Source organism: Alloalcanivorax balearicus MACL04, from assembly GCF_025532145.1.
Classification (GTDB): domain Bacteria; phylum Pseudomonadota; class Gammaproteobacteria; order Pseudomonadales; family Alcanivoracaceae; genus Alloalcanivorax; species Alloalcanivorax balearicus.
This window is the reverse complement of sequence record NZ_ARXS01000010.1, coordinates 16,923-41,542: the sequence shown is the minus strand read 5'-3', so window position 1 is coordinate 41,542 and position 24,620 is coordinate 16,923. Positions and strand designations below refer to the sequence as shown.

Annotated in this window: 21 protein-coding genes and 1 pseudogene; 21 read left to right on the top strand and 1 reads right to left on the bottom strand. The window is 60.3% G+C overall.

Features of this window, described 5'->3' with window-relative positions:
* Positions 1 to 35 precede the first annotated feature (35 nt).
* From MA04_RS10235 to MA04_RS10175, 13 genes are all read left to right on the top strand, one after another.
* Positions 36 to 1,949 carry a cytochrome c/FTR1 family iron permease gene (locus MA04_RS10235; RefSeq protein ID WP_262460349.1) on the top strand — a complete coding sequence of 638 codons (1,914 nt, stop codon included), beginning with the start codon at positions 36 to 38 and terminating at the stop codon, positions 1,947 to 1,949.
* 335 nt (positions 1,950 to 2,284) lie between these two features.
* The gene (gene hyi / locus MA04_RS10230; RefSeq protein ID WP_262460348.1) at positions 2,285 to 3,058 is read left to right on the top strand and encodes a hydroxypyruvate isomerase; all 774 of its coding nucleotides are present in this window, start codon (positions 2,285 to 2,287) and stop codon (positions 3,056 to 3,058) included.
* Between the two features lie 39 nt (positions 3,059 to 3,097).
* Complete coding sequence (gene djlA, locus MA04_RS10225; protein ID WP_080531124.1) at positions 3,098 to 3,931, top strand: co-chaperone DjlA; 834 nt, start codon at positions 3,098 to 3,100, stop codon at positions 3,929 to 3,931.
* A gap of 82 nt (positions 3,932 to 4,013) precedes the next feature.
* Positions 4,014 to 4,256, top strand: coding sequence for a YdcH family protein (locus MA04_RS10220; RefSeq protein ID WP_262460347.1), 243 nt, complete (start codon positions 4,014 to 4,016; stop codon positions 4,254 to 4,256).
* Positions 4,257 to 4,655: 399 nt separating this feature from the next.
* Complete coding sequence (locus MA04_RS10215; protein ID WP_262460346.1) at positions 4,656 to 6,389, top strand: AMP-binding protein; 1,734 nt, start codon at positions 4,656 to 4,658, stop codon at positions 6,387 to 6,389.
* A 43-nt stretch (positions 6,390 to 6,432) separates the two neighbouring features.
* The gene (locus tag MA04_RS10210; protein ID WP_262460345.1) at positions 6,433 to 7,686 is read left to right on the top strand and encodes an ABC transporter substrate-binding protein; all 1,254 of its coding nucleotides are present in this window, start codon (positions 6,433 to 6,435) and stop codon (positions 7,684 to 7,686) included.
* 80 nt (positions 7,687 to 7,766) lie between these two features.
* A complete protein-coding gene (locus MA04_RS10205; protein WP_262460344.1) occupies positions 7,767 to 9,722 on the top strand; it encodes an ABC transporter permease in 1,956 nt (651 codons plus the stop codon).
* On the top strand, positions 9,703 to 10,470 hold the full coding sequence (locus MA04_RS10200) for an ABC transporter ATP-binding protein (RefSeq protein WP_262460343.1): 768 nt from the start codon (positions 9,703 to 9,705) through the stop codon (positions 10,468 to 10,470). Before MA04_RS10205 ends, MA04_RS10200 begins: the two co-directional genes overlap by 20 nt.
* Positions 10,463 to 11,164, top strand: a complete 702-nt coding sequence (locus MA04_RS10195) for an ABC transporter ATP-binding protein (RefSeq protein WP_262460342.1) — start codon at positions 10,463 to 10,465, stop codon at positions 11,162 to 11,164. Before MA04_RS10200 ends, MA04_RS10195 begins: the two co-directional genes overlap by 8 nt.
* Before the next feature lie 31 nt (positions 11,165 to 11,195).
* A complete protein-coding gene (locus MA04_RS10190) occupies positions 11,196 to 12,419 on the top strand; it encodes a CaiB/BaiF CoA transferase family protein (protein ID WP_262460341.1) in 1,224 nt (407 codons plus the stop codon).
* Entirely contained in the window at positions 12,409 to 13,176 is a 768-nt protein-coding gene (locus tag MA04_RS10185; RefSeq protein ID WP_262460340.1) for a VOC family protein, read from the top strand. Before MA04_RS10190 ends, MA04_RS10185 begins: the two co-directional genes overlap by 11 nt.
* A gap of 32 nt (positions 13,177 to 13,208) precedes the next feature.
* A complete protein-coding gene (locus MA04_RS10180) occupies positions 13,209 to 14,372 on the top strand; it encodes an acyl-CoA dehydrogenase family protein (RefSeq protein ID WP_262460339.1) in 1,164 nt (387 codons plus the stop codon).
* A complete protein-coding gene (locus MA04_RS10175; RefSeq protein ID WP_262460338.1) occupies positions 14,362 to 15,561 on the top strand; it encodes an acyl-CoA dehydrogenase family protein in 1,200 nt (399 codons plus the stop codon). The genes MA04_RS10180 and MA04_RS10175 overlap by 11 nt, the downstream gene beginning before the upstream one ends.
* Before the next feature lie 31 nt (positions 15,562 to 15,592).
* Here MA04_RS10175 and MA04_RS10170 read toward each other — a convergent pair whose 3' ends face one another.
* Positions 15,593 to 16,303, bottom strand: a complete 711-nt coding sequence (locus MA04_RS10170; protein ID WP_262460337.1) for a GntR family transcriptional regulator — start codon at positions 16,301 to 16,303, stop codon at positions 15,593 to 15,595.
* Between the two features lie 231 nt (positions 16,304 to 16,534).
* Here MA04_RS10170 and MA04_RS10165 point away from each other — a divergent pair, with 231 nt between their 5' ends.
* The 8 genes and pseudogenes from MA04_RS10165 to MA04_RS10130 form a co-directional block, all read left to right on the top strand.
* A complete protein-coding gene (locus tag MA04_RS10165; RefSeq protein ID WP_262460336.1) occupies positions 16,535 to 17,326 on the top strand; it encodes an enoyl-CoA hydratase in 792 nt (263 codons plus the stop codon).
* A 64-nt stretch (positions 17,327 to 17,390) separates the two neighbouring features.
* The gene (locus MA04_RS10160; RefSeq protein ID WP_055099601.1) at positions 17,391 to 18,209 is read left to right on the top strand and encodes an enoyl-CoA hydratase; all 819 of its coding nucleotides are present in this window, start codon (positions 17,391 to 17,393) and stop codon (positions 18,207 to 18,209) included.
* A 32-nt stretch (positions 18,210 to 18,241) separates the two neighbouring features.
* Positions 18,242 to 19,420 carry an acyl-CoA dehydrogenase family protein gene (locus MA04_RS10155; protein WP_262460335.1) on the top strand — a complete coding sequence of 393 codons (1,179 nt, stop codon included), beginning with the start codon at positions 18,242 to 18,244 and terminating at the stop codon, positions 19,418 to 19,420.
* The gene (locus MA04_RS10150) at positions 19,417 to 20,580 is read left to right on the top strand and encodes an acyl-CoA dehydrogenase family protein (RefSeq protein ID WP_233916717.1); all 1,164 of its coding nucleotides are present in this window, start codon (positions 19,417 to 19,419) and stop codon (positions 20,578 to 20,580) included. The genes MA04_RS10155 and MA04_RS10150 overlap by 4 nt, the downstream gene beginning before the upstream one ends.
* 274 nt (positions 20,581 to 20,854) lie before the next feature.
* The gene (locus MA04_RS10145) at positions 20,855 to 21,847 is read left to right on the top strand and encodes an LLM class flavin-dependent oxidoreductase (protein WP_014994949.1); all 993 of its coding nucleotides are present in this window, start codon (positions 20,855 to 20,857) and stop codon (positions 21,845 to 21,847) included.
* Between the two features lie 247 nt (positions 21,848 to 22,094).
* Entirely contained in the window at positions 22,095 to 22,790 is a 696-nt protein-coding gene (locus tag MA04_RS10140; protein ID WP_262460334.1) for a transposase, read from the top strand.
* A gap of 474 nt (positions 22,791 to 23,264) precedes the next feature.
* Positions 23,265 to 23,762: a hypothetical protein gene (locus MA04_RS10135; RefSeq protein WP_262460333.1), complete on the top strand. Its 498-nt coding sequence runs from the start codon at positions 23,265 to 23,267 to the stop codon at positions 23,760 to 23,762.
* Positions 23,763 to 23,876: 114 nt separating this feature from the next.
* Positions 23,877 to 24,490 (top strand): annotated as a pseudogene (locus MA04_RS10130) (helix-turn-helix domain-containing protein); the annotation flags it as partial.
* Positions 24,491 to 24,620: the final 130 nt, after the last annotated feature.

Below are 24,620 nucleotides of genomic sequence, written 5' to 3'. Positions count from 1 at the left end.
AGAATAATTCTGCTTTCTTTCGGGCTCCTTATCTCATGACCAGAACCCTTCAGCGCTGGCTGAGCGCTTTCGTTGTACTGTTTTTGCTGTCATCCCTGGCTCAGGCCGCCTCCCAGACCGCTTTGGTGCAATTGGTGGAGTACGTCGGCGCCGACTACATCAATGCCGTGCAGGACGGCACCATCGTCAGCGACGAAGAATACGCGGAGATGGAAGAGTTCTCCCGACTGCTGCATGAAGGGATCGGTCAACTGGACGACGTGGAAGGCCGGGACACCCTGCTGGAGCAGGCCGCCGCCCTGCAACAGGCGGTGGCGGGCAAGGCGCCGGAAGCCGAGGTGAAAGCCCTGGCCCAGTCCATACGCGGTACCCTGGTGGACGTCTACGGCATCCCGGTGATGCCCAAGGCGGCGCCGGATATGGCGCGGGCCGCGGAGGTCTATCAAAGCACCTGTGCCCTGTGTCACGGCGCCGAAGGGCGCGGTGATGGCCCCGCCGGTGCCGCGCTGGAGCCGGCGCCCACCGATTTCCATGAACTGGCCCGTTACGAAGGCCGTTCCCTGCTGGGGCTGTACACCACCATCACCGGCGGTGTGGAAGGCACCGGCATGGCCGCCTATGAAGAGACCCTGAGTGAAGCCGACCGCTGGGCGCTGGCCTTCTATGTCGGCAGCATGGCGGTGACCCCGGACATGGCCGCCAGCGGCAAGACCGCCATCAACAACGAACAGGAACTGAAAACCGCACTGACCTTGGACGCGGTGATCGCCAAGGCGCCGGAAGACGTGCGCAATCAGCTTGGTGACGAAGCCTATGACGCCGCCGGTTACCTGCGTACCGAGCCCCAGGCGCTGTTCAGCCAGAACCGCTTCATCGAGATCAGTGACGGCAAGCTGTCGGAAGCCGAGCAGGCCTATGCCGCCGGCGATACCGGCGCCGCCCGCGCCGCCGCGCTGTCCGCCTACCTGGACGGCTTTGAAATGATCGAGCAGCAGCTCTCCGCCGTGGACCCGGCCGTCATGCGGGGCATTGAACGCCGCTTCATGGCCGTGCGCGAAGGCATCGAGCGTGGCCTGCCGCAAGCGGAAGTCAGTGACCGGGTGGCCCAGGCCCGCGCCGGTCTGCAGGAAGCGGAGGACATCCTCAGTGGTGATGGCCTGAGCGCCACCGCCACCTTCTCCGCCAGTTTCTTCATCCTGTTCCGGGAAGGGCTGGAGGCGCTGCTGATCATCGCCGCGTTGCTGACCTTCACCCGCAAGGCCGACGCCAAAACCGCCACCCGTTACATTCATTACGGCTGGATACTGGCTCTGGCGGCCGGTATTGCCACCTGGTACGTGGCTTCCACCCTGATCAACCTGAGCGGCGCCACCCGGGAAATCACCGAGGGCGTGGCCGGCATTGCCGCCGCCGTGATTCTGTTCTACGTCGGTTTCTGGATGCACAACAACAGCCAGAGCCAGAAGTGGCTGGGTTACATCAAGAACAAGGTCGACAGTGCTCTGGATGGCGGCACGGTATGGGCCCTGGCGGTGGTGTCGTTCATCTCCGTGTACCGCGAGATGTTCGAAACCATCCTGTTCTACCAGGCGCTGTGGACCCAGGTGACCGCGGCGACCCAGTCCTACCTGTTCTATGGCTTCGGCGCCGCCGTGGTGGCCCTGGCCGTGGTCTGTGTGTTGATCTTCCGCATCGGCATGAAGCTGCCGCTGGGGCTGTTCTTCAAGGCCACCAGTCTGGTGCTGCTGGTATTGTCGGTGATCCTGCTCGGCAAGGGCGTGGCCGCGCTGCAGGAAGCCGGTATCCTGAATGCCCGCTATCTGCCGTTGCCAACCATTGAATGGCTGGGCTTCTTCCCAACCATTCAGGGGGCCTTGGCTCAGGCCGCGGCGATCGTGCTGGCGGTGCTGATGTGGCTGCGTAGCCGGGGGCAGGTGAAAAGCAGCTAGAAGAGCAGTTGATAGTTGACAGTGGACAGTTGACAGCGAAAAACAAAAAGACAAAAGGCCTGATCTTTAGCCGCTGTGGGAGCTTGCTTGCAAGCGAATGGGATTCTCTCAAGCGCTTGGCAATATTCGCTTGAAAGCAAGCTTCCCACAGAAGTCCGGTCCACACGGGCCGCGATTTGTTTGTGCGGCGGAACGGATCGAGCCGCTGTGGGAAGCTGGCTTGCCAGCGAATCGGCGTGCAAGCGGGTGGTTCAACAACTGAGGGGCGCGATTGTATTTTAGGCCCGGAACGGATCGGGTAACCTATGGCGGCGCTTTGGTCTGGGAATTCCCGCATGCCCCGTTTCGCCGCCAATCTGACCCTGCTATTCACTGAATACCCCTTTCTGGAACGCTACGCCGCCGCCGCCCGGGCCGGTTTCAAGGGCATGGAGTGTCTGTTCCCCTATGAATGGTCCGCGAAGGTGCTGGCGGAGTGTCTGCGCGAGCACGATCTGCGGCAGGTGCTGTTCAATCTGCCGGCCGGGGATTGGGATGCCGGCGACCGTGGTCTGGCCGCGTTGCCCGGCCGGGAAGCGGAATTCCGCGATGGCGTGGCGCGGGCCCTGACCTATGCCGAAGCGCTGGACTGTCCCCGGGTCAATTGTCTGGCCGGTATTCCTTCTCCGGACGCCGATCCGGAACATTGCTTCGAAACGCTGGTCCACAATCTGCGTTACGCCGCCGATCAATTGGCGGAGCAGGGCAGGGAAGTGACCGTGGAGCCGATCAACACCCGAGTGGATATGCCCGGTTTCTTTCTCGCCACCAGCGACCAGGCGCTGGCCGCGATCACGGCGGCGGACCGGCCTAATCTGCGTTTGCAGTACGATCTTTACCACGCCTGGGTGATGGGCGAGGCGGTGGCGGCTTCCCTTTCCCGCTTGCGGCCCCATATAGGGCATGTACAGTTCGCCGATGCCCCCGGCCGCCATCAGCCGGGCAGCGGCGAGATTCCGCTGGCGGAGCTGTTCGCGCGGCTGGACCAGATCGGTTATCAGGGTTGGGTCAGTGCCGAATACCGGCCCCTGGGACACACCCGGGACAGCCTCGGCTGGCTGCCGGTTTAACCCGCGGGCACTACTAAGGACAGGAGCAAGCGAGTCTTTATGAGAAGTTGGGGTGGCAAGATCATTGTCGGTCTGCTCGGTATGCTGGTGGGCGGCCCCATCGGTCTGGCGGTGGGAGTGTTGATCGGACACTTTCTGGATCGCGGCGTGGAACGGGTGCAGTCGTTCAACCCATTCCGGCCGTACCGGCCCGGTGAGAAGGAAGAGGTACAGGACGCGCTGATGTCGGCGGTGTTTTCGATCATGGGACATCTGGCCAAGGCCGATGGCCAGGTCAGCCGCACCGAGATCCAGCACGCCGAGGCGGTGATGGCGCGCATGCAGTTGAACCCGGAACAGCGCCGTCACGCCATCGACTGCTTCAACCGGGGCAAGGCGCCGGACTTTCCCCTGGACGCCACCGTGGTGGAGTTCCGGCAGCGTATCCGTCACCGCCGCCATCTGGTGCTGGTGTTCCTGGAAATCCTGCTCCAGACCTGCCTGGCGGACGGAGAACTGAAACCGGAGGAAGAACGGATTCTGATCCGGGTGGCCAACGGGCTCGGGGTGCCGCCGGACCAGTTCCGCCAGATCCTCAATATGCTGCTGGCCCAGGCCCGTTTCGCCGGAGCCGGCGGCGGCGCCGGAGGTGCCGGGAGCGGCCAGCCTGGCGCCAGCCGCCCCTCCATCAATGAGGCCTACGGCGTGCTGGGGGTAGAACCTTCCGCCTCCAATCAGGAAATCAAACGGGCCTACCGCAAGCTGATGAGCCAGCATCACCCGGATAAGCTGGCGGCCCGCGGCGTGCCGGAGGAAATGATTCGCATGGCCACGGAAAAGACCGCGGAAATCAGCAAAGCCTATGAAATGATCAAGACCGCGAGGGGCTTCTAGACCCCTCGACAGTACCCGGGCCCTGGGTTAGCGTTGGAGAGACCCGCCCGTCCTTGCGACCGCCCGTTGATGAGGGATCGACATGCTTGGCGAGATACACAGCATTCACCACGAATTTCCCGAACACCACGCCCGGATCGACGACCTGGCCCGCAACGATCCGGGGTTCCGCTCCCAAATCCAGGAACACGATAAACTCGATAAGCAGATCCGTGGCCTGGAGCTACGCGAAAGCCCCATCGGCGATGAAGAAATGGAAGCACTGAAACGCCATCGACTGCAACTCAAGGACCAGATCCTGAAACGCCTGCTCAACGGCGCCTGACCCCGGGCCGGGATTCGCCAGCGGGCTGACTCCCACAGATTGTGCTACGAAGCCGCTGTGGGAGCGGCCTTGGCCGCGAATGGTTTTCCCTGCCGTTGGCAATTCGCTGGCAAGCCAGCTTCCCACAGTGGCTTCGTAGTCTTTTCCGTGACGAGGCGGCTTGCGACTTCATCGCCGATCCCCGCTCACTCCCTCCCGCGTTGGCTGTTCTCACCAACGACACTGGTTTCGCTACTCGTTTCCGCTACCCCCACGCTCAATTTTCCTGCGCCGGACTGTGCGGCTAAGTGAAGGGGCTTGACTTATTTTGTATTTTATATAAAAAATACAAAATAGATTTTTATGTAAAAAAGACGGATAAGACAAACAACAACCGACACAACAATAAAGGAGCGGGCGATGCAGCCGGATCTTGCGTTCTCACGTTTGTTGGCGGAAGGCGACATGGTGTTGGACAGGCTGGATGCCTGTGTCGAGAGACATCCGGACAAGACCTTTATCTATTACGGTGAGGACGATATCTCGCTGTCCTTCACGGCGTTCAAGGAAAAGAGCGATGCCCTGGCCGCCGGGCTGGCCAGCCTGGGAGTGACCGCCGACGACCGGGTATCGGTATTGACGCGCAACTCCCTGATGGCGGCCCTGAGCATGTTTGCCATCTGGCGCGCCGGCGCGGTCTATGCACCGGTGAACTTCAACTATAAAGGGCGGCTGCTTAGCTATCAGTTACGGGACACCGCGCCCAAGGTGCTCATCGTTGATGTCAATCTGGCCCCGGCGGTGGAAGAAGTGCTCGCTGACATCGCCATTCCCCATTATGTGGTCTATCACCCCGGCGCCGGTGATCACGATGATCAGGACGCGAGCCTGCCGGCCGGGCTGTCGCGGGAAAGCGTGCAGGATTTTCATGCCCTGATATCGTCCCGCATGGAGCCGGTGGCCGTGCCGCGTTGCTGTGACGATGTCGCCAACATCATCTATACCTCCGGTACAACCGGCCCTTCGAAAGGGGTGGTGCAAAGCTTCCGCTGGATGAACCAGTACAATTTTCTGCCACGTGCGTTCAACAACGGCGACGACGTGCTGTACTGCGATCTGCCGCTCTATCATGTCGGCGGCGCCTTTTCCCAATTCGTCCGGGCGGTCTGGCACGGCAACACCGTCGGGTTGTGGGACCGATTCAGCCCCTCCCAATTCTGGCAGCGGATCGAACGCTGCCAGGCCACTGCCTGTGTCCTGCTGGATGTCATGGTGCCCTGGCTCATGAGCGCGCCCGAGCGACCCGATGACCGCGACAACACCCTCAACAAAGTCCATATGCAACCGTTGCCACCCTCCAACCGGGAGGTGGCGAGGCGTTTCGGTTTCGATTTCGTCACCGCCGGCTTTGGCCAGACCGAAACCGGTGCCGGATTTCTGGTGGTGATCGATCAGTTCGGTGATCAGGCCGGCACCCCCAAACCGCTCTACAAAGGGCTGTCCAAGCAAGGCGTCAGAGCCGCCGCCGCTGAACTGGATGCATTGATTATCGACGGCGCCAAGGACATTCCCAAGGGGCTAATGGGGCGGCCATCTCCCTTGCTGGAGGCCGCCATCCTGGACGAAAACGACCAACCCTGTGTGCCAGGCAAGGTTGGGCAGCTGTCATTTCGGCCCCGATTTCCCTCGCTGATCATCCGGGAGTACTTCAACAAACCGGAGAAAACCCTGGAGGCGTTCCGCAATCTTTGGTTCCACACCGGAGACGCCTGCTACCGCGATGAACAGGGCTGTTATTTCTTCGTGGATCGCATGGGCGGTTATCTGCGTGTGCGTGGAGAAAACGTCTCCTCCTATGAAGTAGAAGATCTGATCAATACCCACCCACGAATTCAAGTATCCGCGGCCATTCCGGTGCCGGCCAGGGAAGGCCATGAGGAAGACATTGGTGTGTTCATAGAGGCGGTCGAGGGTCAGGATCTGGAGATCGATTCGATACGGGAACATTGCCAAAAGGTCATGCCGAAATACATGGTCCCCCGGCATATCCGTATCGTGCCGAGCATGCCGTTGACGCCCACCGGAAAGATCGAGAAATACAAGTTGCGTCAGCAACTGCTGGAGGAACTGAACCGAGAAAATCATCCCCGCTGATACGCACTTTCCGTATCCCGGGTACCCGATAAGGAGAACAGAAATGGGTATAAGAAGACGTCAATTGTTAGCCGGCGCGACAGGCCTCGGTGCCCTGGCCGCGCTCAATCCCGCCCTGGTATGGGCCAAGGACAGTAAACCAATACGTATTGGTGCCATCTTTCCCATGTCCGGTATCGGCGCGGAAGCCGGCGCCGCCTGGTTACAGGGCTCTCGGCTGGCGGTGGAGCACTGGAATCGTAATGGCGGTGTGCTCGGGCGCCCAATCGAACTGGTGGTCCGGGATGACAAGTACTCCAGCAGTGGTGCCGTTACCGCCGGCAGGGAACTGGCCACCAGTGGCGTCAATCTGATCGTCGGTGCCTGTCAGTCGCCGATGGCGTTGGGGCTGGCGCCTTTGCTGGAAGAATTGAATGCGTTGTGCGTGGCACCCACGCCGGCGGCCATGTCGCTGACCCATGAGAACTACAGCCGCAATCTGTTTCGCCTTTGTCCCAACGCTTACATGCTCTACGCGGGGCTGGGCCGCATGCTCGCGCAAAAGCATCCGGACATTGATCACTGGGCCACCATCGTTTTTGACAGCGAGTATGGCCATGACGCCATCCGCTATTTCGAGTATGGCGTGCGCAGCGCATCAGGAAGCCGGGAGGTAACGTTCGATCGGCCTATCTACACACCGGTTCAGAAGACGGATTTCCAGGTCGAAATCAACCAGTTGATGAACTCACCGGCGAAAGGGCTGTTCTGTGGTTTGATCGCGGCGCCCATTATCAGCTTCCTGCAGCAGGGGCGCAGTATCGGGCTGAATAGAAAGTTCGAAGTGATGGGAGAGTCGGGCACTGACCTGTTGATCGCCAAGGCATTGAAGACCGCCATGCCCGACAATCTCTGGTCGGTCAGCTATTGGCATCCGGAGAATCCCTTCTTCTCGAAAAACGCCCTGAGCCAGCAGTTATTCAAGGATTATGTCGAAGCCACCGATGATCGCTACCCGGTCGGCCTGTTAACCAGCAGTCATCGCGCTACCCAAGCCTTGCTCAGCGGCATCGAAAAGGCAGGTGATACCGACACTCGGGCTGTGGTGGGGGCGATGGAAGGACTTACCTTCGACACCATCACTGGCCCCTATCATATCCGCAAGGAAGACCATCAAGGTTATGGCACCAGCGTTTACGCCCGGGTCGGCCCCAAAGAAGACGAGCCGTACTACGGACTGAATGAGCTGGAAGTGGTGAACGACGAACAGACCATGGAGCCGCCCTCCCCGGGCGAGGCCTTCACATTGCCGGCATGAACGGCGCCATGCCCCGGCGGTTCGGTGCGCTGTTCCGCTTCGGAGCCGTGGACTAACGCATCTCTATGCAGGAGGTCGCAGTGGCTACGCAGATGATTTTGGCGGTATTGAATGCCCTTTCCATGGGTATGGCGATTTTTCTGGTCGCCGCGGGTATCACTCTGATTTTTGGTCTGCTCAAGATTCTCAACATGGCGCAAGGCGCCTTCTTTATGATCGGCGCCTATCTGGCTTTCAGTATTATCGGACATCAACAGCTTTCGCTGCCGGCTTTCATTGGCGTGGCCCTGTTGGCGGGACTGGCGGTGGGGCTGTTGGGCCTGCTCACGGATCGATTGATTTTGTCCAGACTGCGGCATGTGGATTATCACTACATGCTGATCGCCACCTTTGCCCTGATGATGATCTGCCACGGCGTGGTCAAGGTGATCTGGGGCGTGAATTTCTTTTCCGTTTTGCCACCGAAAGGGCTGGATCAGCCCCTGCAACTGGGCACAATTTATCTGTCGCGCTATTCCGTTTTCGTAATCGCCGCGGGCCTGGTGATTTACGCGATTCTGGAAATCGCCATCCACCGGTTATGGGTGGGTAAACTGATGCAGTCCCTGGCCAGTAAACCGTGGATGTGCGCGCTGTTGGGGATCAATGTGTCGCTGGGGCTGACGCTCAGCGTGATGTTCGCGTTCTTCCTGGCCGGCCTCGCCGGTGGTCTGATGTTGCCGCTGCAAAGTCTCTCTCCGCAGTTGGGTGATGCCTATCTCCTGTACGGATTTTTCGCCATCATCATCGGCGGCCTGGGCAACATCCGGGGCGCCATGCTGGGGGCCATTCTGCTGGGGCTGGTCAACAGCCTTAATACCATACTGTTACCGCAGTGGCCGGGGATCGCCATTTATGTGGTGCTGGCGGTTTTCCTGTTCTTCCGCCCGGAAGGGTTGTTCCCAAGCCTTGCCGCCCAGCCGGAGGACAGTAGCGATCAGAACGAAGCCTCCATGTCCGGTCCCGCATCCCATCGCAAGAACTGGTTCCGGGTCGGCTCGCTGCTCTTCATGGTGGCACTCAGCTTACCGTTCTGGGCCGATGGCGGTTTGCTGTACGTCGCCGGCAGCGCGGTGGTCTATGCGTTGTTCGCGTTGTCCTGGAACATTTTGTTCGGTTATACCGGACTGGCGTCTTTCGGCCACGCGGCCTTCTTCGCCATCGGCGCTTATTTTACCGGTGTGATATTGCGAGATTGGCCGCAGGTGCCGTTCCTGCTGATTCTGCTGGGCTGTGGTGTGGCCGGGGCGATGGTCGCCGGCCTGCTGGGTGCTCTGGCGCTACGTCGTTTGGCTGGCATCTTTCTGGCGGTGTTGACCATTGCTTTGGCGGAGGTGACCCGCCTGCTGATCAGCTACAGCGATTTCCTTGGCCGGGAAGATGGTCTGGTGGGTATTCCGCGACCGGTACTGGACGGCCTGGGTATCGATCTGAGTCAATCCGCCGCCTATTACTGGTTCCTGCTGGTGGCAGTGGCCCTGCTGATCGGCGCGTTGTGGTGGATCCTGCATGGGCGATTCGGCCGCGTGTTGCTGATTACCCGTCAGGATCCCGACCGTGCCGCTTTTCTGGGCGTGAATGTGATCCGGGTGCGCACTATGTCCTTCATGTTGTCCGGAGCGGTGGCCGCCATCGCCGGCGGCCTGTACGCGCCCTGGGCACGTATCGTGACACTGGAGCAAGTGAGCTTCCTGGCCTCCACGCAACCTGTGCTGAACGCCATGCTCGGTGGTGTCCATTCGTTCTGGGGGCCGTTGATCGGTGCTGGCATTTTTGCCGCCCTGGAGTATGGGACCCGCACTTTTGTCGGTCTTTCCGAAATGATGATGGGCGCGCTGCTGCTGTTGATCATTCTCGCCGCGCCTAACGGCGTGATAGGGCTGTGGCGTGCCTACGCCTTGGCAAGGCGAGGCGGCGCCGAAGGCCGGAAAGAGGGCGGTGTGAAGCCGGCGGAAAAATCATCGAGGAGACTGGTTGATGGACATTCTCAAAGTTGATCGCGTGTGTAAAAGCTATGGGGCTTTGCAAGTGCTCAAGCAGGTTTCCTTGTCGGTTTCTCAAGGCAGCATCTTCGCCATCATCGGCCCCAACGGTGCCGGTAAGACCACGTTGTTCAAGGTCATGACCGGCGAGAGTCCCGCTAATGGCGGTTCGGTCTGGTTTCACGGCGAGGATATAACTTCCGCGCCGGCCCATCGCCGCGCCCGCGCGGGCATCGGACGAACCTTCCAGGTGGCCAGGGTGTTCAATGACTTTTCCGTGCGTGAGAACGTGATCGCGGCGGTGGAAGCCCGGCGCCGTAATCAGCGTCAATCCCTGGGTCGTTGGTGGGCGATCAAACCGGATTCGGCGGTGGTGTCGGAGGCGGAGGCGTTGATCGATGAGATTGGTCTGGGCGGATCGGAAGAGGTGGCCGCGCGTTTTCTGTCCCATGGGGACCGAAAACGTCTCGAGTTCGTCATCGCCCTGGCTTTGCAGCCCAGGCTGTTGATGCTGGATGAACCCACCGCCGGCATGTCTCCCGCCGACCGGCTGGGAATCGCCGAGCTGATTGTACGGATTCGTGATCGCCTGGGCGTCACCGTGGTGATGACCGAGCACGACATGGACATTGTTTTCAAGTTGGCCGACCGCGTGCTGGTGCTCAACTACGGTGAGGTGGTGGTAACCGGCACGGTCGAGGAAATCCGGGGCAATCCCGCGGTTCAGGAAGTCTATCTCGGCAAGGAGGTGCTGCATGCTTGAAGTGCGAGATCTGAACGCTTTCTACGGCGATGCGCACATTCTTCACGATGTTGCTCTGCAAGTGGAAGCCGGGCAGCGCGTGGCGTTGTTGGGGCGTAACGGCGCGGGTAAGTCCACTTTCCTCAAGAGTGTCATGAACGCCGGGCCCGGCGTGAACGGTTCAGTCCGGTTTGAAGGAAAAAACCTGGGCAATCTGCCGTCGTATCAGCGCGCCCGGCTGGGTATTGCTCTGGTACCGGAGGATCGTCAGATCATCCCCCATCTCAGTGTGCTGGAAAACATCGCCATGGCCAGTCACGCCCGGGCCGGCCGCCCGGCGCTGACGCCGCGCCAGATCGTAGAGCACTTTTCCATGCTGGAGCCCTTGGTGAAACGTTACGGAGGTCAGCTTAGCGGTGGTCAACAACAGCTGCTGGCCATCGCCCGCGCCTTTGCCGGAGGGCCGAAACTGTTGTTTCTGGACGAGCCCACGGAGGGACTGGCGCCAATCATCGTGCAAGGCATGGTGGATGAGATCCTGGACATCTGCGCCAACAATGGCACGGCGCTGTTGCTGTGTGAGCAGAACATCTGGTTTTCCAGAGCCTGCACCGATTATGTCTACATCATTGATACCGGCAAACTGGTGTTTCACGGTGACTGGCGGGCTTTCGACGCCAATCCCGAGATTACCCAACGGTATCTTTCGGTATGACCGGCCAACGGTATCGAAGGAGAGTGGCACCATGAAAGGCGCTTTGAACGGTATACGAGTGCTTGATCTGTCCCGGTTCGTGGCCGGTCCCTATTGCGCGATGATGCTTGCGGACATGGGCGCGGAGGTGATCAAGATCGAACGGCCGGGCCCTGGCGAGGTGGCGCGGGGCATTGAGCCGGGAGTGGATGGCCAGAGTTATTACTCCTTTGTCGTCAATCGCAACAAACTCGGCCTCACTCTGGACTATCGGCAACCCGACGGCCGTGATTTGTTGCGTGAGCTGGTGGCCGAAGCGGATGTATTGGTGGAGAACTTCCGCCCCGGTGTGATGGAAGCCATGGGTTGTGGCTGGGATGTTCTCAGTGCCATCAACCCGCGCCTGGTGATGGCGCGTATCTCCGGCTTTGGTCAAAGCGGACCGCTGGCCAACAAACAGTGTTTCGATGCCGTGGCTCAGGCAATGAGCGGGCTGATGGACATGACCGGCGATCCCGCCGGTCCACCCATGCTCACTGGAACCACGGTGATTGATTACACCACCGGTATGTACGCCGCCATGGGCGTCCTCGCCGCCATTAATGCCCGCCATCAAACCGGGCAGGGGCAGGTGGTGGACGTCGCCTTGCTCGACAGCGCCGTATCCCTGCTGCTCAGTGCCATACCCGAGCGCGCCCACAGTGATACAGCGATTACTCGTCGGGGCAATCGGGATCGCTTCTGCGCGCCTTCCAATACCTTCCAGACCCGGGACCGGCGCTGGGTGCTGATCAACTGTGCCGATGATCCCATGTTCGAACGTCTTGCCGTCGCCATGGGTTGGCCGGATCTGGTCTCGGATCCCCGCTTTGAAAGCCGTCCCCGCCGTGTGGAGAACCGCGACCGGATCGAGGCGATGACCGGACAGTGGGTGGCTGGTCTGACCGCGCGGGAAGTGGAGGCGATATTGGAACAAGCCAACGTGCCCTGTGCCGTGGTGGCCACCATCGATGACGTGCTGGAGAACGAGCAACTGCGGCACCGGGGGCAGATCACCGAAGTCGCTCATCAGAGCGGCGAGAAAGTCGTCACTCAAGGAGTGACGATGCAACTGTCGGACACGCCGTTGAGCATTCGCTCGGCGCTGCCCTACGTGGGTGAACATTCCAGCCAGGTGTTGTCCTCCTGGCTGGGCTATTCGGAGCAGCGCATTGGCGCGCTGGCCGAACAAGGCATCATTTCCGTGACTCGTTCGGAGAAACATTATGCGTCTTAGATTACGACAACTGTGCCTGGTGGCGGACAAACTCGAGCCCGTGGTGGAGGATCTGAAAGCGGTATTCGGCCTTGACGTCTGTTTCAGGGATCCTGGTGTCGGCAAATTCGGGCTGCACAATGCCCTGCTGGCGGTGGGGCCGACTTTCATCGAGATCGTGGCGCCGGTTCAGGAAAACACCACCGCCGGTCGCTACCTGCAAAAGCGCGGCGGTGACGGCGGCTATATGGTGATCCATGACACCGACGATCTGGATGGCTGGGCGGTGCATCTATCCGAGTCAGACATTCGCATCGCCGCGGCCCTGGAACACGGCGATTATCGGGGCCTGCAACTGCACCCCGGCGACACCGGCGGCGCCTTGTTGGAAATCAACACCACCAAGGGAGGCAATCAACTCGACGACGCTTACGGTCCCGCCGGTCCGGATTGGCAATCCCATGTTCGGCAGGAACGGGTTCAGGGCATCGCCGCCGCTGAATTACAGAGCGCGGATCCGGAGCGGCTTGCTCGCCGTTGGGCGGAAGTGCTGCGGCGACCTTGCTCGGAGGTGCCGGGCGGCTTCGAAGTGACACTGGATCACGGCTGTCTCCGGTTCGTGCAAGCCCGCGATGGTCGTGGCGAAGGTCTGGGCGGTCTGGACATTCAAGTGCATGACGTGCGGGCGGTACGGGAGCAGGCTCGCGCCCGTGATTTGCCGGTCAGCGATGACACCGTGGTGATTGGCGGTATGCGCTTTTATCTCGTTTCCCCCTGACCACGGAAAAGCGCTATTGCCGGGAGGCTTTTATGGATCTGAATTACAGCGAAGAACAAAACATGTTGCGGGAAAGCGTGGCCCGCTTCGTCCGCGACCGTTACGACTTCGGCCAGCGGCAGCAACGTCTGAGCGCGGGGGAGGGCGCCGCGTTCTGGCCACGGTTCGCTGAGTTGGGCTGGCTGGCGATACCGTTCAGCGAGGATCATGGCGGCATTGGCGGCGGCACCGTGGAGGTGGGTATTGTCATGGAAGGCCTGGGACGGGCCCTGGCCCTGGAACCCTATCTGGCGCATATGGTGGCCACCCAATTGCTCGCCAGGGTGGCGGAGGAATCAGTGAAAGCACGCTATTTGCCGGCGGCGTTGGGCGGCGAAAGCCGTCTTGCACTGGCCTTTTCTGAAACGGGAGGCCGGTACCATCCTGCCTTTTGTGCCACCACTGCCTCCCCCAAGGGGGACGGCTATGTAATTCAAGGTAGCAAAAATGTGGTCCTGGGCGGACAGCATGCCGACCTCTATCTGGTGGTGGCGCGCACCGCCGGCCAGACCAGGGAAGAACAAGGCCTGACTTTCTTTTTGCTGGAGCGCGATCATCCCGCCCTGCGGGTGCGTGAGTATCAGACTAACGATGGCACTGGTGCCGCGGACCTGACTTTCGACCAGCTTGAGGTGAGCGGCGACGCCCGCATTGGTGACCTCCACGGCGCCTTTGCCGAACTGGAATGGGCGTTGGATCTGGGGGTGGCCTATCAGGGCTGGGAAGCAGTGGGCGCCATGTCGGCGCTGTCCGACGCCACCTTGGAATACCTCAACACCCGCAAGCAATTCGGTAAACCCCTGGGCGCCAATCAAGCTTTGACGCATCGCATGGTGGATCTGTTCATTGCCGTGGAAGAAAGCCGTTCCAGCGTACTGCGCGCCGCCCTGGCCATGGATGCGGAATCACCCTCCCAGCGGCGGCGCGATCTGTCGCTGAGTAAAATCGCCGTTGATCGTTGCGCCCGTTTTGTTGGCCAGACCGCGGTGCAGTTGCACGGCGCCATGGGGGTCACCAACGAACTGGCGGTGGGGCATTACTTCAAACGTCTCACCGCCATCACCGCCACCTTTGGCGACAGCGAATGGCACGCCCGGCGCATCCACCGATTGGATGGCGCCTCCTCCCGTGAAGCAGGAGTGGAACATGGACATTAATCTTTCCCCGGAACAGCAGCGGTTCGCCGAGCAGGTGCGGGAGTTCATCAGCCGGAACCTGCCCCGGGATATCGCTGAAAAAGTGCGCCGCGACCAACATCTGGACCGGGACGATCATATGCGTTGGCAGCGGATCCTCGGCAAACAGGGTTGGCATGCTTTTACCTGGCCGGAGCAATATGGCGGCCCGGGCTGGTCGGTGATACAGCGGTATTTGTTTGAAGTGATCAGCGCGGAAATGGACTGTCCGATTATCCAGCCCTTCGGGCCGCGCATGGCCGGTCCGGTGATCTATACCTTTGGCACGGAGCAGCAAAAAGAGCGGTTTCTGCCCGGTATTCGCGACTCCAGTGTCTGGTGGTGCCAGGGGTATTCCGAACCTCAGGCGGGTTCCGACCTGGCGTCACTGTCCACCTGGGCGGAGGATAAGGGCGATCATTACCTGGTGAACGGCCAAAAAATCTGGACCTCCTATGCCCACCACGCGGACTGGATGTTCTGCCTGGTGCGCACCTCGAAAGGCGAACGGCCACAACAGGGCATCTCCTTTGTGTTGATCGACATGCGCACTCCGGGCGTGGATGTGCAGCCCATTCTAATGCTTGAAGGCACTCATTCGTTCAACACCGTGTTTTTGGAAAACGTCAAAGTGCCCAAGGAAAATCTCATTGGCGAACAGGACAAGGGCTGGACCTACGCCAAATTCCTGCTCGAACACGAACGGGTGGACAACGCCGCCATCGGCGTTACCAAAGCGGCGCTGCGCCGGCTCAAACGTATCGCCAGCGAAGAGGTGGCCGATGACGGGGGACCTCTGATCCGGGATCCGCTATTTCACCGGAAACTGGTGGAGGTGGAAGCGCAACTGCAGTCTCTGGAAGTCACCGCGTTAAGAGTCCTGTCCCAGGTGGCCAGTGGCGAGGCGCCGGGACCGGTGGCATCGCTGTTGAAGATACGCGGTACGGAGATCGCTCAGCGTATCAGCGAGCTGGCTTCCGAGGCGGTGGGTGCGTTTTGTTTGCCTTACCAGCCGGACTATCTTCACGATGCTGGCGCCGAGCAGCCGGTGGGCCCGGCGCATGCCGCCACGGCCGCCAACAACTATCTGTGGCGCCGCTGCATGTCCATCTATGGCGGTACCAATGAGATTCAACGGGAGATCATCGCCAAGCGGGTGCTGGAATTATAGATAGTGTGACGGGCGGGTGACCTGGTGCGGCTCAATCGCGTCCCTGTTCCTCGGAAAGACGTTCCTCGAGATAGCTCAGGATAAGATTGGAACTGGCGAGAATGTCCTCCTGGATACTGTTCCTGGCCTGTTCGCCGTCGCGCTTGCGCAGGGCCTGGAGCACGGCGAGGTGGGGGTGAGTTTCGCGGGGTTGGCAGGGAGGATGGGAGGTGAAGGCGTTAACCGTCGGACCGCATTGCAGCCACAGATTGCGGACAATGCGGGAGAGAAACGGCATGTCCGCCAGGTCGCACAGGCTTTGATGGAAATGCACGTTTTCGCTCATCATCGCCAGGTAATCCTTTGCTTCCTTGGCGTTGCACAACTGGTTATGGATTTGTTCCAGTTGATCGATATCCGTGCCTCTGGCCAATTGGGCGGCACGCCAGGCCGCTTCGCCTTCCAGCATGACGCGCAGGTCGCGGATCTCTTTGTAGCGTTCCGGCGGCAGGATCGCCACCCGCACCGAGCGTCTGTCTACTTGTGAGAGCACTCCGGAAGACACCAGCCGGGCCAGTGCTTCCCGCACCGGTGTCTGGCTAATGCCCAACTCCTCGGAGATTTCCTTCAACTTGATCTTCTCGCCGGGCTGGAAGCGTCCGCTCATCAGTGCCTGCCGGAGATAGCGGTGCGCCTGAGCGCTGAGGCTGTCCTTGGTCAGACCCACCGGGGCCTCGGGCGGGCGAGGCGTCTGTGAAGACATGAAGGCACTCACTTTTATATTTGACAGAAAATTAAGGGCGCGAATCTAGTATGGCGCCCCCGATCCGTCAAGGCACAAACCGGGAAGAGCAGGGCTTGACGGTCAGAAATCGATGGTTTTATATATTGTATAAAATATACAAAATTATCCAGCAACATGCTTCACCCAATGCGGATACCAACAACAAACCCGGCTCCGCAACGGAGCCGCTGGCAACGAGCGAGTACAGTAATGAGTGATCCACAACTTCTTGAACGGCTGGAGCAGGGCGTCCTGTGGCTGACCCTGAATCGTCCGGAGAGCCGTAATGCCCTGACACCGGAGATGATCAGCCAGTTGCGCGAGACCCTGGAAAAGGCAGCGGTGGATCCAGCGGTGCGCGTGGTGGTGCTAGGCGGCGCGGGCAAGGGCTTTTGCGCCGGCGGTGACGTCAAGGCCATGGCAAAAAGGGGCGACCCCGGCCCTATGGAACAGCGCGTGACCGAACTGCGCCAGTCCATGGAAAGCGCGCGGCTGCTCCACGAAATGCCCAAACCCACCATCGCCATGGCCCGCGGTGCGGTGGCCGGAGCCGGCCTGTCACTGGCCTTGGCCTGCGATTTCCTGATTGTTTCCGATCGCCTCAAGCTGACTTCCGCCTTTGTTAACGTCGGGCTTTCCGGTGACTTTGGCAGCACCTACTTCCTGACCCATCGGTTGGGGCATCGTGCCCGGGAACTGGCGCTGCTGTCTCCACTGCTGGATGCCGCCGAAGCGGAACGCCTGGGGCTGGTGAACCGGGTCGTGGCGGATGCCGAGTTGGAAAACGTCACCGCCGATCTGGCCGCCCAACTGGCCGCCGGCCCGGGACTCACCCAGGGCCATATCAAAGCCAACCTCAACGCCGCCGAGCAGGGTGCCACCCTGGCACAACTGCTGGATCAGGAAGCCTGGCGGCACATTCGCTGCAGCCTGACCGAGGATCATCAAGAGGCGGCCAGCGCCTTCGTGGAAAAACGCACGCCCCAATTCCGCAATCGCTGAAAGCACCGCATTGTGGCCCGCCCAATGCCGGGCAGTGGGCATCCGCACTGAACAGGAGAGCACCATGTCTTATCAGGACATTGAATACGGCGTGAGCGGCCATATCGCCACCATTACTCTTAACCGTCCAGACCGCTTGAACGCCTGGACTCATCTGATGGAAAACGAAATGCGTTCCGCCCTTGCCGCGGCCGAGGCGGACGATCAGGTGCGCGCGGTGGTGATTACAGGTGCCGGGCGGGGCTTTTGCGCGGGCGCTGACATGAGCCTGCTCAACAGCGCCGCCAGTGGTGAACGTGATAGCAACGATAAGGAAGACGCACAGAGCACAAGCGCTGATGATCCGGAAGGCAACTTCAGCCGTAAGTTCAGCTATCTGCTGCGGGTGTCGAAGCCCATCATCGCCGCCATCAACGGACCGGTGGCGGGCATTGGTCTGTGCATGACCCTGTTTTGCGATTTCCGCTTCATGGCCGACAACGCCAAGCTCACCACCGCCTTTTCCCGTCGTGGTCTGATCGCCGAGCACGGCGCCTCCTGGATGCTGCCCCGGCTGGTGGGCACCATGAACGCCCTGGACCTGCTTTATTCCGGGCGCCTGGTACAAGCGGACGAAGCACAGAGCATGGGGCTGGTGAAGACCTTTCCGGCGGAAGGCTTTCTGGCGACGGTGGAGAGCATCGTGGAGGAAATGGTGACGCTGTCCTCGCCGCGCTCCATCGGAGTGATGAAACGCCAGGTCTTCGACGGCCTGTTCCAGTCCTTGTCGCAGGCCTGGGACGTGGCGGATCGGGAGATGGTGGCGTCCTTCGACAGTAACGATTTCAAGGAAGGCGTCGCTCATTTCATGGAAAAACGCGCGCCGAACTTCACCGGCTCCTGAATCGCGCCCTTCGATCATGAGGACCCTGCGTTATGGATACTCTCGATTCCACGGAGATGCGCGCTTTTCGCCGGGAAGTGCGTGATTTCGTCGCCGCGAATCTGCCCAAGCCGCTGGAACAACGCTGTCGGCAGGGGTTCCACCCCAGCAAGGAGGACATGCGCGAGTGGACCGCCATTCTCCATGGCAAGGGGTGGTCGGCGCCACACTGGCCGACCCGCTACGGCGGCACCGGCTGGTCACCGCTCAAGCGGATGGTGTTCGATATCGAGCTGGCGGAAGCCTGGGCGCCGGCGCCGAGCCCGTTCGGCTTGCACTTGATCGGACCGGTGATTTACACCTTTGGCACCGAACAGCAAAAAGAGCGCTATTTACCGCGCATCCTGGACGGCTCCGAATTCTGGTGCCAGGGCTATTCCGAGCCTAATGCGGGCTCCGACCTGGCTTCGCTGCGCACCGCCGCGAAACGGGAAGGGGATTGCTATCGGGTCAATGGCCAGAAAATCTGGACCAGCCAGGCGCAATTCGCCGACTGGATCTTCTGCCTGGTGCGTACCGATAACAGCGGCAAAAAGCAAAACGGCATCAGCATGCTGCTGATCGACATGCACAGCCCAGGCGTGACGGTGAAACCCATCATCACCCAGGACATGGATCATTACGTCAATGAAGTGTTCTTCGAGGATGTGCGGGTGCCGGCGGAGAACCTCATCGGCGAGGAAAACGCCGGCTGGCGTTACGCCAAATTCCTGCTGGAAAACGAACGCACCAGCAGTGCCTACCTGCCGCAGGCGAAACAGGATATGAAGCGGTTGCGCGAACTTATCGATCGCATGCGTGATGAGCACAGCGAGGGCATCGACGACGAGGCGCTGGATACGGAATGCGCGGCTCTGGAAATCGAAGTCGCCGCCCACGAGCTGGCCATTTATCGCATCCTCACCGACAACGCCAGCAGCCAGGCCGATACCGCCGCTTCCATGGTCAAGATTCAGGGGGCGCGGCTGCAGCAACGCCTTAGCGCCTTGTGGGTGGAAGTCCTGGGCATGCACGGACTCCCTCTTTTCCAACCGCATCGGGAGCATGACTTTGGTGACCCGGCGGCGATGGGGGCCATGTCCCAGTTCCTGATTCGCCGGGCGGTATCCATCTATGGCGGCACCAATGAAATCCAGCACGGCATCATCGCCAAACGGGGGCTGCATTTATGAGCGACGCAATGGCACAACGGCGGCCGTTGGCACTGGGGCTCAGTGATGACGAACGCCAGCTCCAGGACAGTATCGAGCGCTTCATCGACCACGAATACGATTTGATGCGCCGTCGCGCGGCGCTTGCTGAAGGCGGGGACGACCCCGCCTTATGGCGGCAGATCGCTGAACTGGGTTGGCTGGGTGCCTGCCTGCCGGAAACCGACGGCGGCTACGCCCAGTCTCCCAAGGAAGCCCTGATCCTGCTGGAACAGTTTGGCCGTGGTCTGGTGTTGGCGCCTGTGCTGGATGCCATGCTGGTGCCATCGGCAATTTTACGGGCGGCCGGGCAGGGCGAACGCGAGGCTGGACTGTTGATGGCGATGATGAGCGGGGAACGCCGTCTGGCCCTGGCGTGGGCCGAACCGGGGCGACGCTACGATTTGCGGCCGCTCACCACCCAGGCACGGCACGATGGACACCAATGGCGGCTCCAGGGCACCAAGGCCACGGTATTGGGGGCTCCACAGGCGGACACGCTGTTGGTCTCCGCCGCCACCGAGCAGGGGTCGGTGTTGATGCGGGTGCCGGCGGATGCGCCAGGATTGTCGATGACGTCCTATCTTACCATCGGCGGGCAATCGGCGGCGGACTTGTTTTTCGCTGATGTGCGCGTCGCCGACGACGCCCTGGTGGCCAGCGCGGAAAGCGCCGGTGCGGCGTTGCAGGCAGGGTGGGATTGGGGGGCGGCGGGAGCCTGCGCGGAAGCATTGGGCGCCATGCGAGCGGCCTTGACGTTGACCCTGAAATACGTCGACACCCGCGAGCAGTTCAGCCAGCGGTTGTCGCGATTCCAGGTGATCCAGCATCGTCTGGCCGCCATGGCCCTGGAGTTGGAATACAGCCAGGCGCTGTTGCCCTTACTGACAGCGCACCTGGATCAGCGCGGCCAGCGTTCGTCAGCGGTTATCGCCGGCGTCCGCTCGCGCATCAGCGCGGCGGCACGCATGGTGACCGGCGACGCGGTCCAATTGCACGGCGGCATCGGTGTCACCGACGAGGCGGCGGTGAGTCATTACTTCCGCCGCGTGGTGGCTTTGGATCAAGCCTGGGGAGGGCACCGCTTCCATCTGCAACGCTACCGCCAGCAGCGTCGCGACCACGACTTGATTCACGCCTAGCGGTGGTGCCACAACCGCTAAGCATGCATCAACCCAGGCTACGAAGCCGCTGTAGGAGCTTGCCTTGCAAGCGAATCTTTTCGCAGGAAGCCGAATTCGCTTGCAGGGCAAGCTCCTACAGGGGCTGAGGTTCAGGGGCTGGCGACGGCTTGCGATTTCATCGCCAATCCTTGCCCATTCCTATGCCTGGCGCCCGCCGTACCTGGCTTTTCTTTGACTTTTGCCGCCAACTGCCCCATCTCTTTGCCCATCGTTTGTTCGTTCGGGAGTTTATATGACGGCCTATTCCGTTCTGGATCTCTGTCCCATCCTGCGTGGCGGGGATCCCACCCAATCGTTTCGCCATTCCCTGGATCTGGCCCGCCACGCCGAGCAGTGGGGCTACACCCGCTACTGGGTGGCGGAGCATCACAACATGCCCGGCGTGGCCAGCTCCGCCACCGCCGTGGTGATCGCCCACATCGCCGCTGGCACTCAACGCATCCGGGTCGGTTCCGGCGGTATCATGTTGCCCAACCACGCGCCGCTGGTGGTGGCGGAGCAGTTCGGCACCCTCGCGTCCCTGCACCCTGGCCGCATCGACCTGGGACTGGGGCGGGCACCGGGCACCGACATGGAAACCGCCCGCGCCTTGCGTCGCGACCTGCAATCCAGCGCCATGGAATTTCCCCAGGACGTGCAGGAACTGATGGCCTATCTGGATGACCCGGACCCGGAACAGCGGGTCAAGGCGATCCCCGGCGTGGGCACCAAGGTGCCGGTGTGGCTGCTGGGTTCCAGTTTGTTCAGCGCGCAATTGGCGGCCCGTCTCGGCCTGCCATTCGCGTTCGCCTCCCACTTCGCGCCGGAAGCGCTGCACGACGCCCTGGCGATCTACCGCGACCGCTTCGAGCCGTCACGCTACCTGGACAAGCCCTACGCCGCGGCGGGTATCGGCGTCTACGGCGCTGATGACAACCGTGAAGCTCAGCGGCTGTTTACCTCGGTGCAGCAGCAGTTCACCAACCTGCGCCGCGGCCGCCCGGGGCCGCTGCCGCCGCCGCTGGAAAACATGGATGAATTCTGGTCGCCGCTGGAACGGGCCGGCGTGGAGCAGGCGCTGCGTTGTTCCATGGTCGGCGATAAAACCACGGTCACCGAAGGGCTGCGGGAGTTTCTCGACAAAACCCAAGTGGATGAGGTCATTATTACCTCAGGCATATTCGACCACGACGCCCGTTTGCGTTCATACAAAATGGCGTCGGAGATATTAAGCGAATTGCCATGATGGCGGATTGATATCGCCGATTTGAAGGGTAACCACCATGGATGGCAGGTTACAAACAAATCGTCGGGAACGATTTTTGACGTTGCCTTGGCAACGGCCCGAAGGGTAACCACCATGGACGGTGGTTACAAAAAAGGGGACAGAAACCCTGGACAAAATCAATCGGTCGTTTCAAAGTGAATGACTGCACCGGCGGGTTAAAATCCGCCGGCCTCGGAAAAAAATAACAGCGAAAAAGGGGACGACCATGCCACGGAGCGGGCGGTTGATTCTTCCAGGGTATCCACATCACGTCATGCAGCAGGGATTCCGTGGTCAAACGGTATTCCACACCGATGGGGATTTCCGCAAATACCTGCGCGACATGCGCGAACTAAGAGAGGAACTGGGCGTGCGTATCTATGCCTGGTGTCTGCTCAGCAATCAGGTGCATCTGTTGCTGGACCCGGGCCCCGACCCCGAGGCCCTGCCGGAATTCATGAAGGCACTCTCCCTGCGCACCACACGCTACCGTAACCGGCGGCGCCAACAGAACGGCAGCCTGTGGGAAGGGCGTTACCGTTCCTCCCCGGTACAAACCGGCTATTGGTTTCTCGCCGCCCTGCGTGGCATTGAGCTGCAAGCCGTGGTGCACGGTGAAGCGGCCCACGTGGGCAGCTACCGCTGGTCCAGCTACCGCGAACGAATGGGCAGAGCGGAACCCTATTGCCTCGACCTCCATGCTGATTACCTGGCGCTTGGCCGCACCGATGAAGAACGGCAGGAGAGTTACCGCCTGCTGATACGGCAAGGGCAGAGTGAGCAGGAGTGGCGCCATATTGAGCTGGCGCTGCGTCGCAGCCAGCCCATTGGTGATGATATGTTCACCCAATCCGCCGCCATCAAGGCGTCCAGGACGGTTACATCACGTAACCGAACCCGCCCCCGAAGCCGGAAATCCTGAGCCTTTCAGCTCTCCCCCCGCTCTATGAGCGGGGGCACTGCCTCTCCCGTCCCTTGTTCGCAAACTTCTGACGCTTCGCGGGCCTTTTCCTTGGTCCGCGTTTCGGAACTTTATTTCAGATTTCCATAAAAAACAGCAAGTTAAAGAGATGAAGATGTTTCGAGAGCGAGTAAACCTTTACAGCATAAATGTATCTTTTTTGCCCTGACCTTGGCCCTTTCGGGCCTTTCAGGGAAACAAAAGGGGGACAGGTAACTGAGGCTAAGTGATTGATTTAAGAGCGCCTTTAAAATGTAACTGAACGATAAATGGCGGATTTTGAAAGATCAACTTAAGACACAACTGTGCACCGTTGTAACCTCATAGTCAGTCGGTACGGGGGGCAACACAGCGACCGGTACCGGCCACGGCAAGCCAAGGAAGCAGTAACGACTTGCCACCAACCCAAAATATGGACTTATGAGGAATTTGATCATGAAGAATATGAAGAAAGCTTTGATCATGGCGATCGGCGGTGCGGCTCTGATGGGGGCTGCTAGTGCTCACGCAATTGATGTTCAATATCCGGGTACTTACACCTTCAAAGGTGAAACTACTCTTTCCGCCAGCTTTATCACGGCAACCTGTGATTTGAGCCTGACTGGGGATGTTGACGCCGCCGGTAACGTAACTGTTACTACCGGTTCTGTATCCGGTTCTGCATCTGTTTGCTCGAATATTGTGCTGCAAAACTTCCCTTGGACGGGTACTGCGAACACTAGTAATTACACCTTGCCCCTGTCCGGTATTGAAGTATCCATTTTGGGAGGGTTGGTGACCTGTAGCGGTAATATCGTTGCTGGTTTCTCTAACGGGAGCCCTACCGATGCTGATCCGTCATTCTTTGCTTTGAACAATGCTCAGTTCGGCATCTGTTCCGTGACCGGTGATCTGGTTGTGCAAGGTGGCGCGGATATTAACATCTATCCGTAACTCGAATTGCTAACCTAATGTCTGGGGCCGAATACTTATTCGGCCCCTTTTTTTTGTGCGTGACCCGTCCTGAATAGAGTTGACACGTTCCGGCCCTGACTTTGGGAGAACGTGATGAATCAACGAGTTAAGCGAACACAGCGGGATTACACCCTGGCCTTTAAACAGGCGGTGGTGGATCAGGTGGAAGGCGGTGAGCTGACCTATAAGCAAGCTCAGGCCCGCTACGGTATCCAAGGCCGCTCGACGGTACTAAGGTGGTTACGTCGATATGGCCGCCAGGACTGGAGCCCTGGTGCCTCCCACGGTACGACCCGGAGTGCCACCATGCCGAAGTCACCGCCCACCCCGGAGCAGCGGATCAAGGAGCTTGAGGAGAAGCTGTGGCTGGCCGAACAGAAGGCCGAGTTCTTCGAAGCCGTTGTCGATGTCATGGAGAAGGACTACGGGGTGACCGTAAAAAAGCGGCCTGGCAAGTCCTCACGCAAGACCGCGTTGCCGGATTGACCGTCAGCAGGGCCTGTCGCCTCCTGGGCATCAGTCGCCAAGCCTGGTATCAGGCGGAGCGAGCACAGCAAGCCAGGGAGGATCGGGAACAGCGGGTGGTGGACTTTGTCCGGACCATCCGTCGCCGCCAGCCTCGGATCGGCGCTCGCGAGCTCCAACATCTTCTCCATGGACAACCGGATCACACCCTTCATCTGGGCCGGGATCAACTGCTCCAGGTTAGGTGTCAACCTATTTCAGGACTAGACACCTTTGCCAGGAAGGTAGAGGGAGAGTCTCTTCAAACATGAAGTAGAAGGGGAGCTTGCCGGATCCATAAAAAGGAAATCAGGCAAGTGGTGGAAAGGGGCG

What these genes read in the sequence shown, in the direction of transcription:
- MA04_RS10235 (WP_262460349.1), top strand. Translation starts at nt 36, where the DNA reads ATGACCAGAACCCTTCAGCGCTGGCTGAGCGCTTTCGTTGTACTGTTT.
- hyi (WP_262460348.1), top strand. Translation starts at nt 2,285, where the DNA reads ATGCCCCGTTTCGCCGCCAATCTGACCCTGCTATTCACTGAATACCCC.
- MA04_RS10215 (WP_262460346.1), top strand. Translation starts at nt 4,656, where the DNA reads ATGCAGCCGGATCTTGCGTTCTCACGTTTGTTGGCGGAAGGCGACATG.
- MA04_RS10190 (WP_262460341.1), top strand. Translation starts at nt 11,196, where the DNA reads ATGAAAGGCGCTTTGAACGGTATACGAGTGCTTGATCTGTCCCGGTTC.
- MA04_RS10165 (WP_262460336.1), top strand. Translation starts at nt 16,535, where the DNA reads ATGAGTGATCCACAACTTCTTGAACGGCTGGAGCAGGGCGTCCTGTGG.
- MA04_RS10220 (WP_262460347.1), top strand. Translation starts at nt 4,014, where the DNA reads ATGCTTGGCGAGATACACAGCATTCACCACGAATTTCCCGAACACCAC.
- MA04_RS10140 (WP_262460334.1), top strand. Translation starts at nt 22,095, where the DNA reads ATGCCACGGAGCGGGCGGTTGATTCTTCCAGGGTATCCACATCACGTC.
- MA04_RS10170 (WP_262460337.1), bottom strand. Translation starts at nt 16,303, where the DNA reads ATGTCTTCACAGACGCCTCGCCCGCCCGAGGCCCCGGTGGGTCTGACC.
- MA04_RS10160 (WP_055099601.1), top strand. Translation starts at nt 17,391, where the DNA reads ATGTCTTATCAGGACATTGAATACGGCGTGAGCGGCCATATCGCCACC.
- MA04_RS10135 (WP_262460333.1), top strand. Translation starts at nt 23,265, where the DNA reads ATGAAGAATATGAAGAAAGCTTTGATCATGGCGATCGGCGGTGCGGCT.
- MA04_RS10150 (WP_233916717.1), top strand. Translation starts at nt 19,417, where the DNA reads ATGAGCGACGCAATGGCACAACGGCGGCCGTTGGCACTGGGGCTCAGT.
- MA04_RS10180 (WP_262460339.1), top strand. Translation starts at nt 13,209, where the DNA reads ATGGATCTGAATTACAGCGAAGAACAAAACATGTTGCGGGAAAGCGTG.
- MA04_RS10200 (WP_262460343.1), top strand. Translation starts at nt 9,703, where the DNA reads ATGGACATTCTCAAAGTTGATCGCGTGTGTAAAAGCTATGGGGCTTTG.
- MA04_RS10175 (WP_262460338.1), top strand. Translation starts at nt 14,362, where the DNA reads ATGGACATTAATCTTTCCCCGGAACAGCAGCGGTTCGCCGAGCAGGTG.
- MA04_RS10195 (WP_262460342.1), top strand. Translation starts at nt 10,463, where the DNA reads ATGCTTGAAGTGCGAGATCTGAACGCTTTCTACGGCGATGCGCACATT.
- MA04_RS10210 (WP_262460345.1), top strand. Translation starts at nt 6,433, where the DNA reads ATGGGTATAAGAAGACGTCAATTGTTAGCCGGCGCGACAGGCCTCGGT.
- djlA (WP_080531124.1), top strand. Translation starts at nt 3,098, where the DNA reads ATGAGAAGTTGGGGTGGCAAGATCATTGTCGGTCTGCTCGGTATGCTG.
- MA04_RS10185 (WP_262460340.1), top strand. Translation starts at nt 12,409, where the DNA reads ATGCGTCTTAGATTACGACAACTGTGCCTGGTGGCGGACAAACTCGAG.
- MA04_RS10155 (WP_262460335.1), top strand. Translation starts at nt 18,242, where the DNA reads ATGGATACTCTCGATTCCACGGAGATGCGCGCTTTTCGCCGGGAAGTG.
- MA04_RS10145 (WP_014994949.1), top strand. Translation starts at nt 20,855, where the DNA reads ATGACGGCCTATTCCGTTCTGGATCTCTGTCCCATCCTGCGTGGCGGG.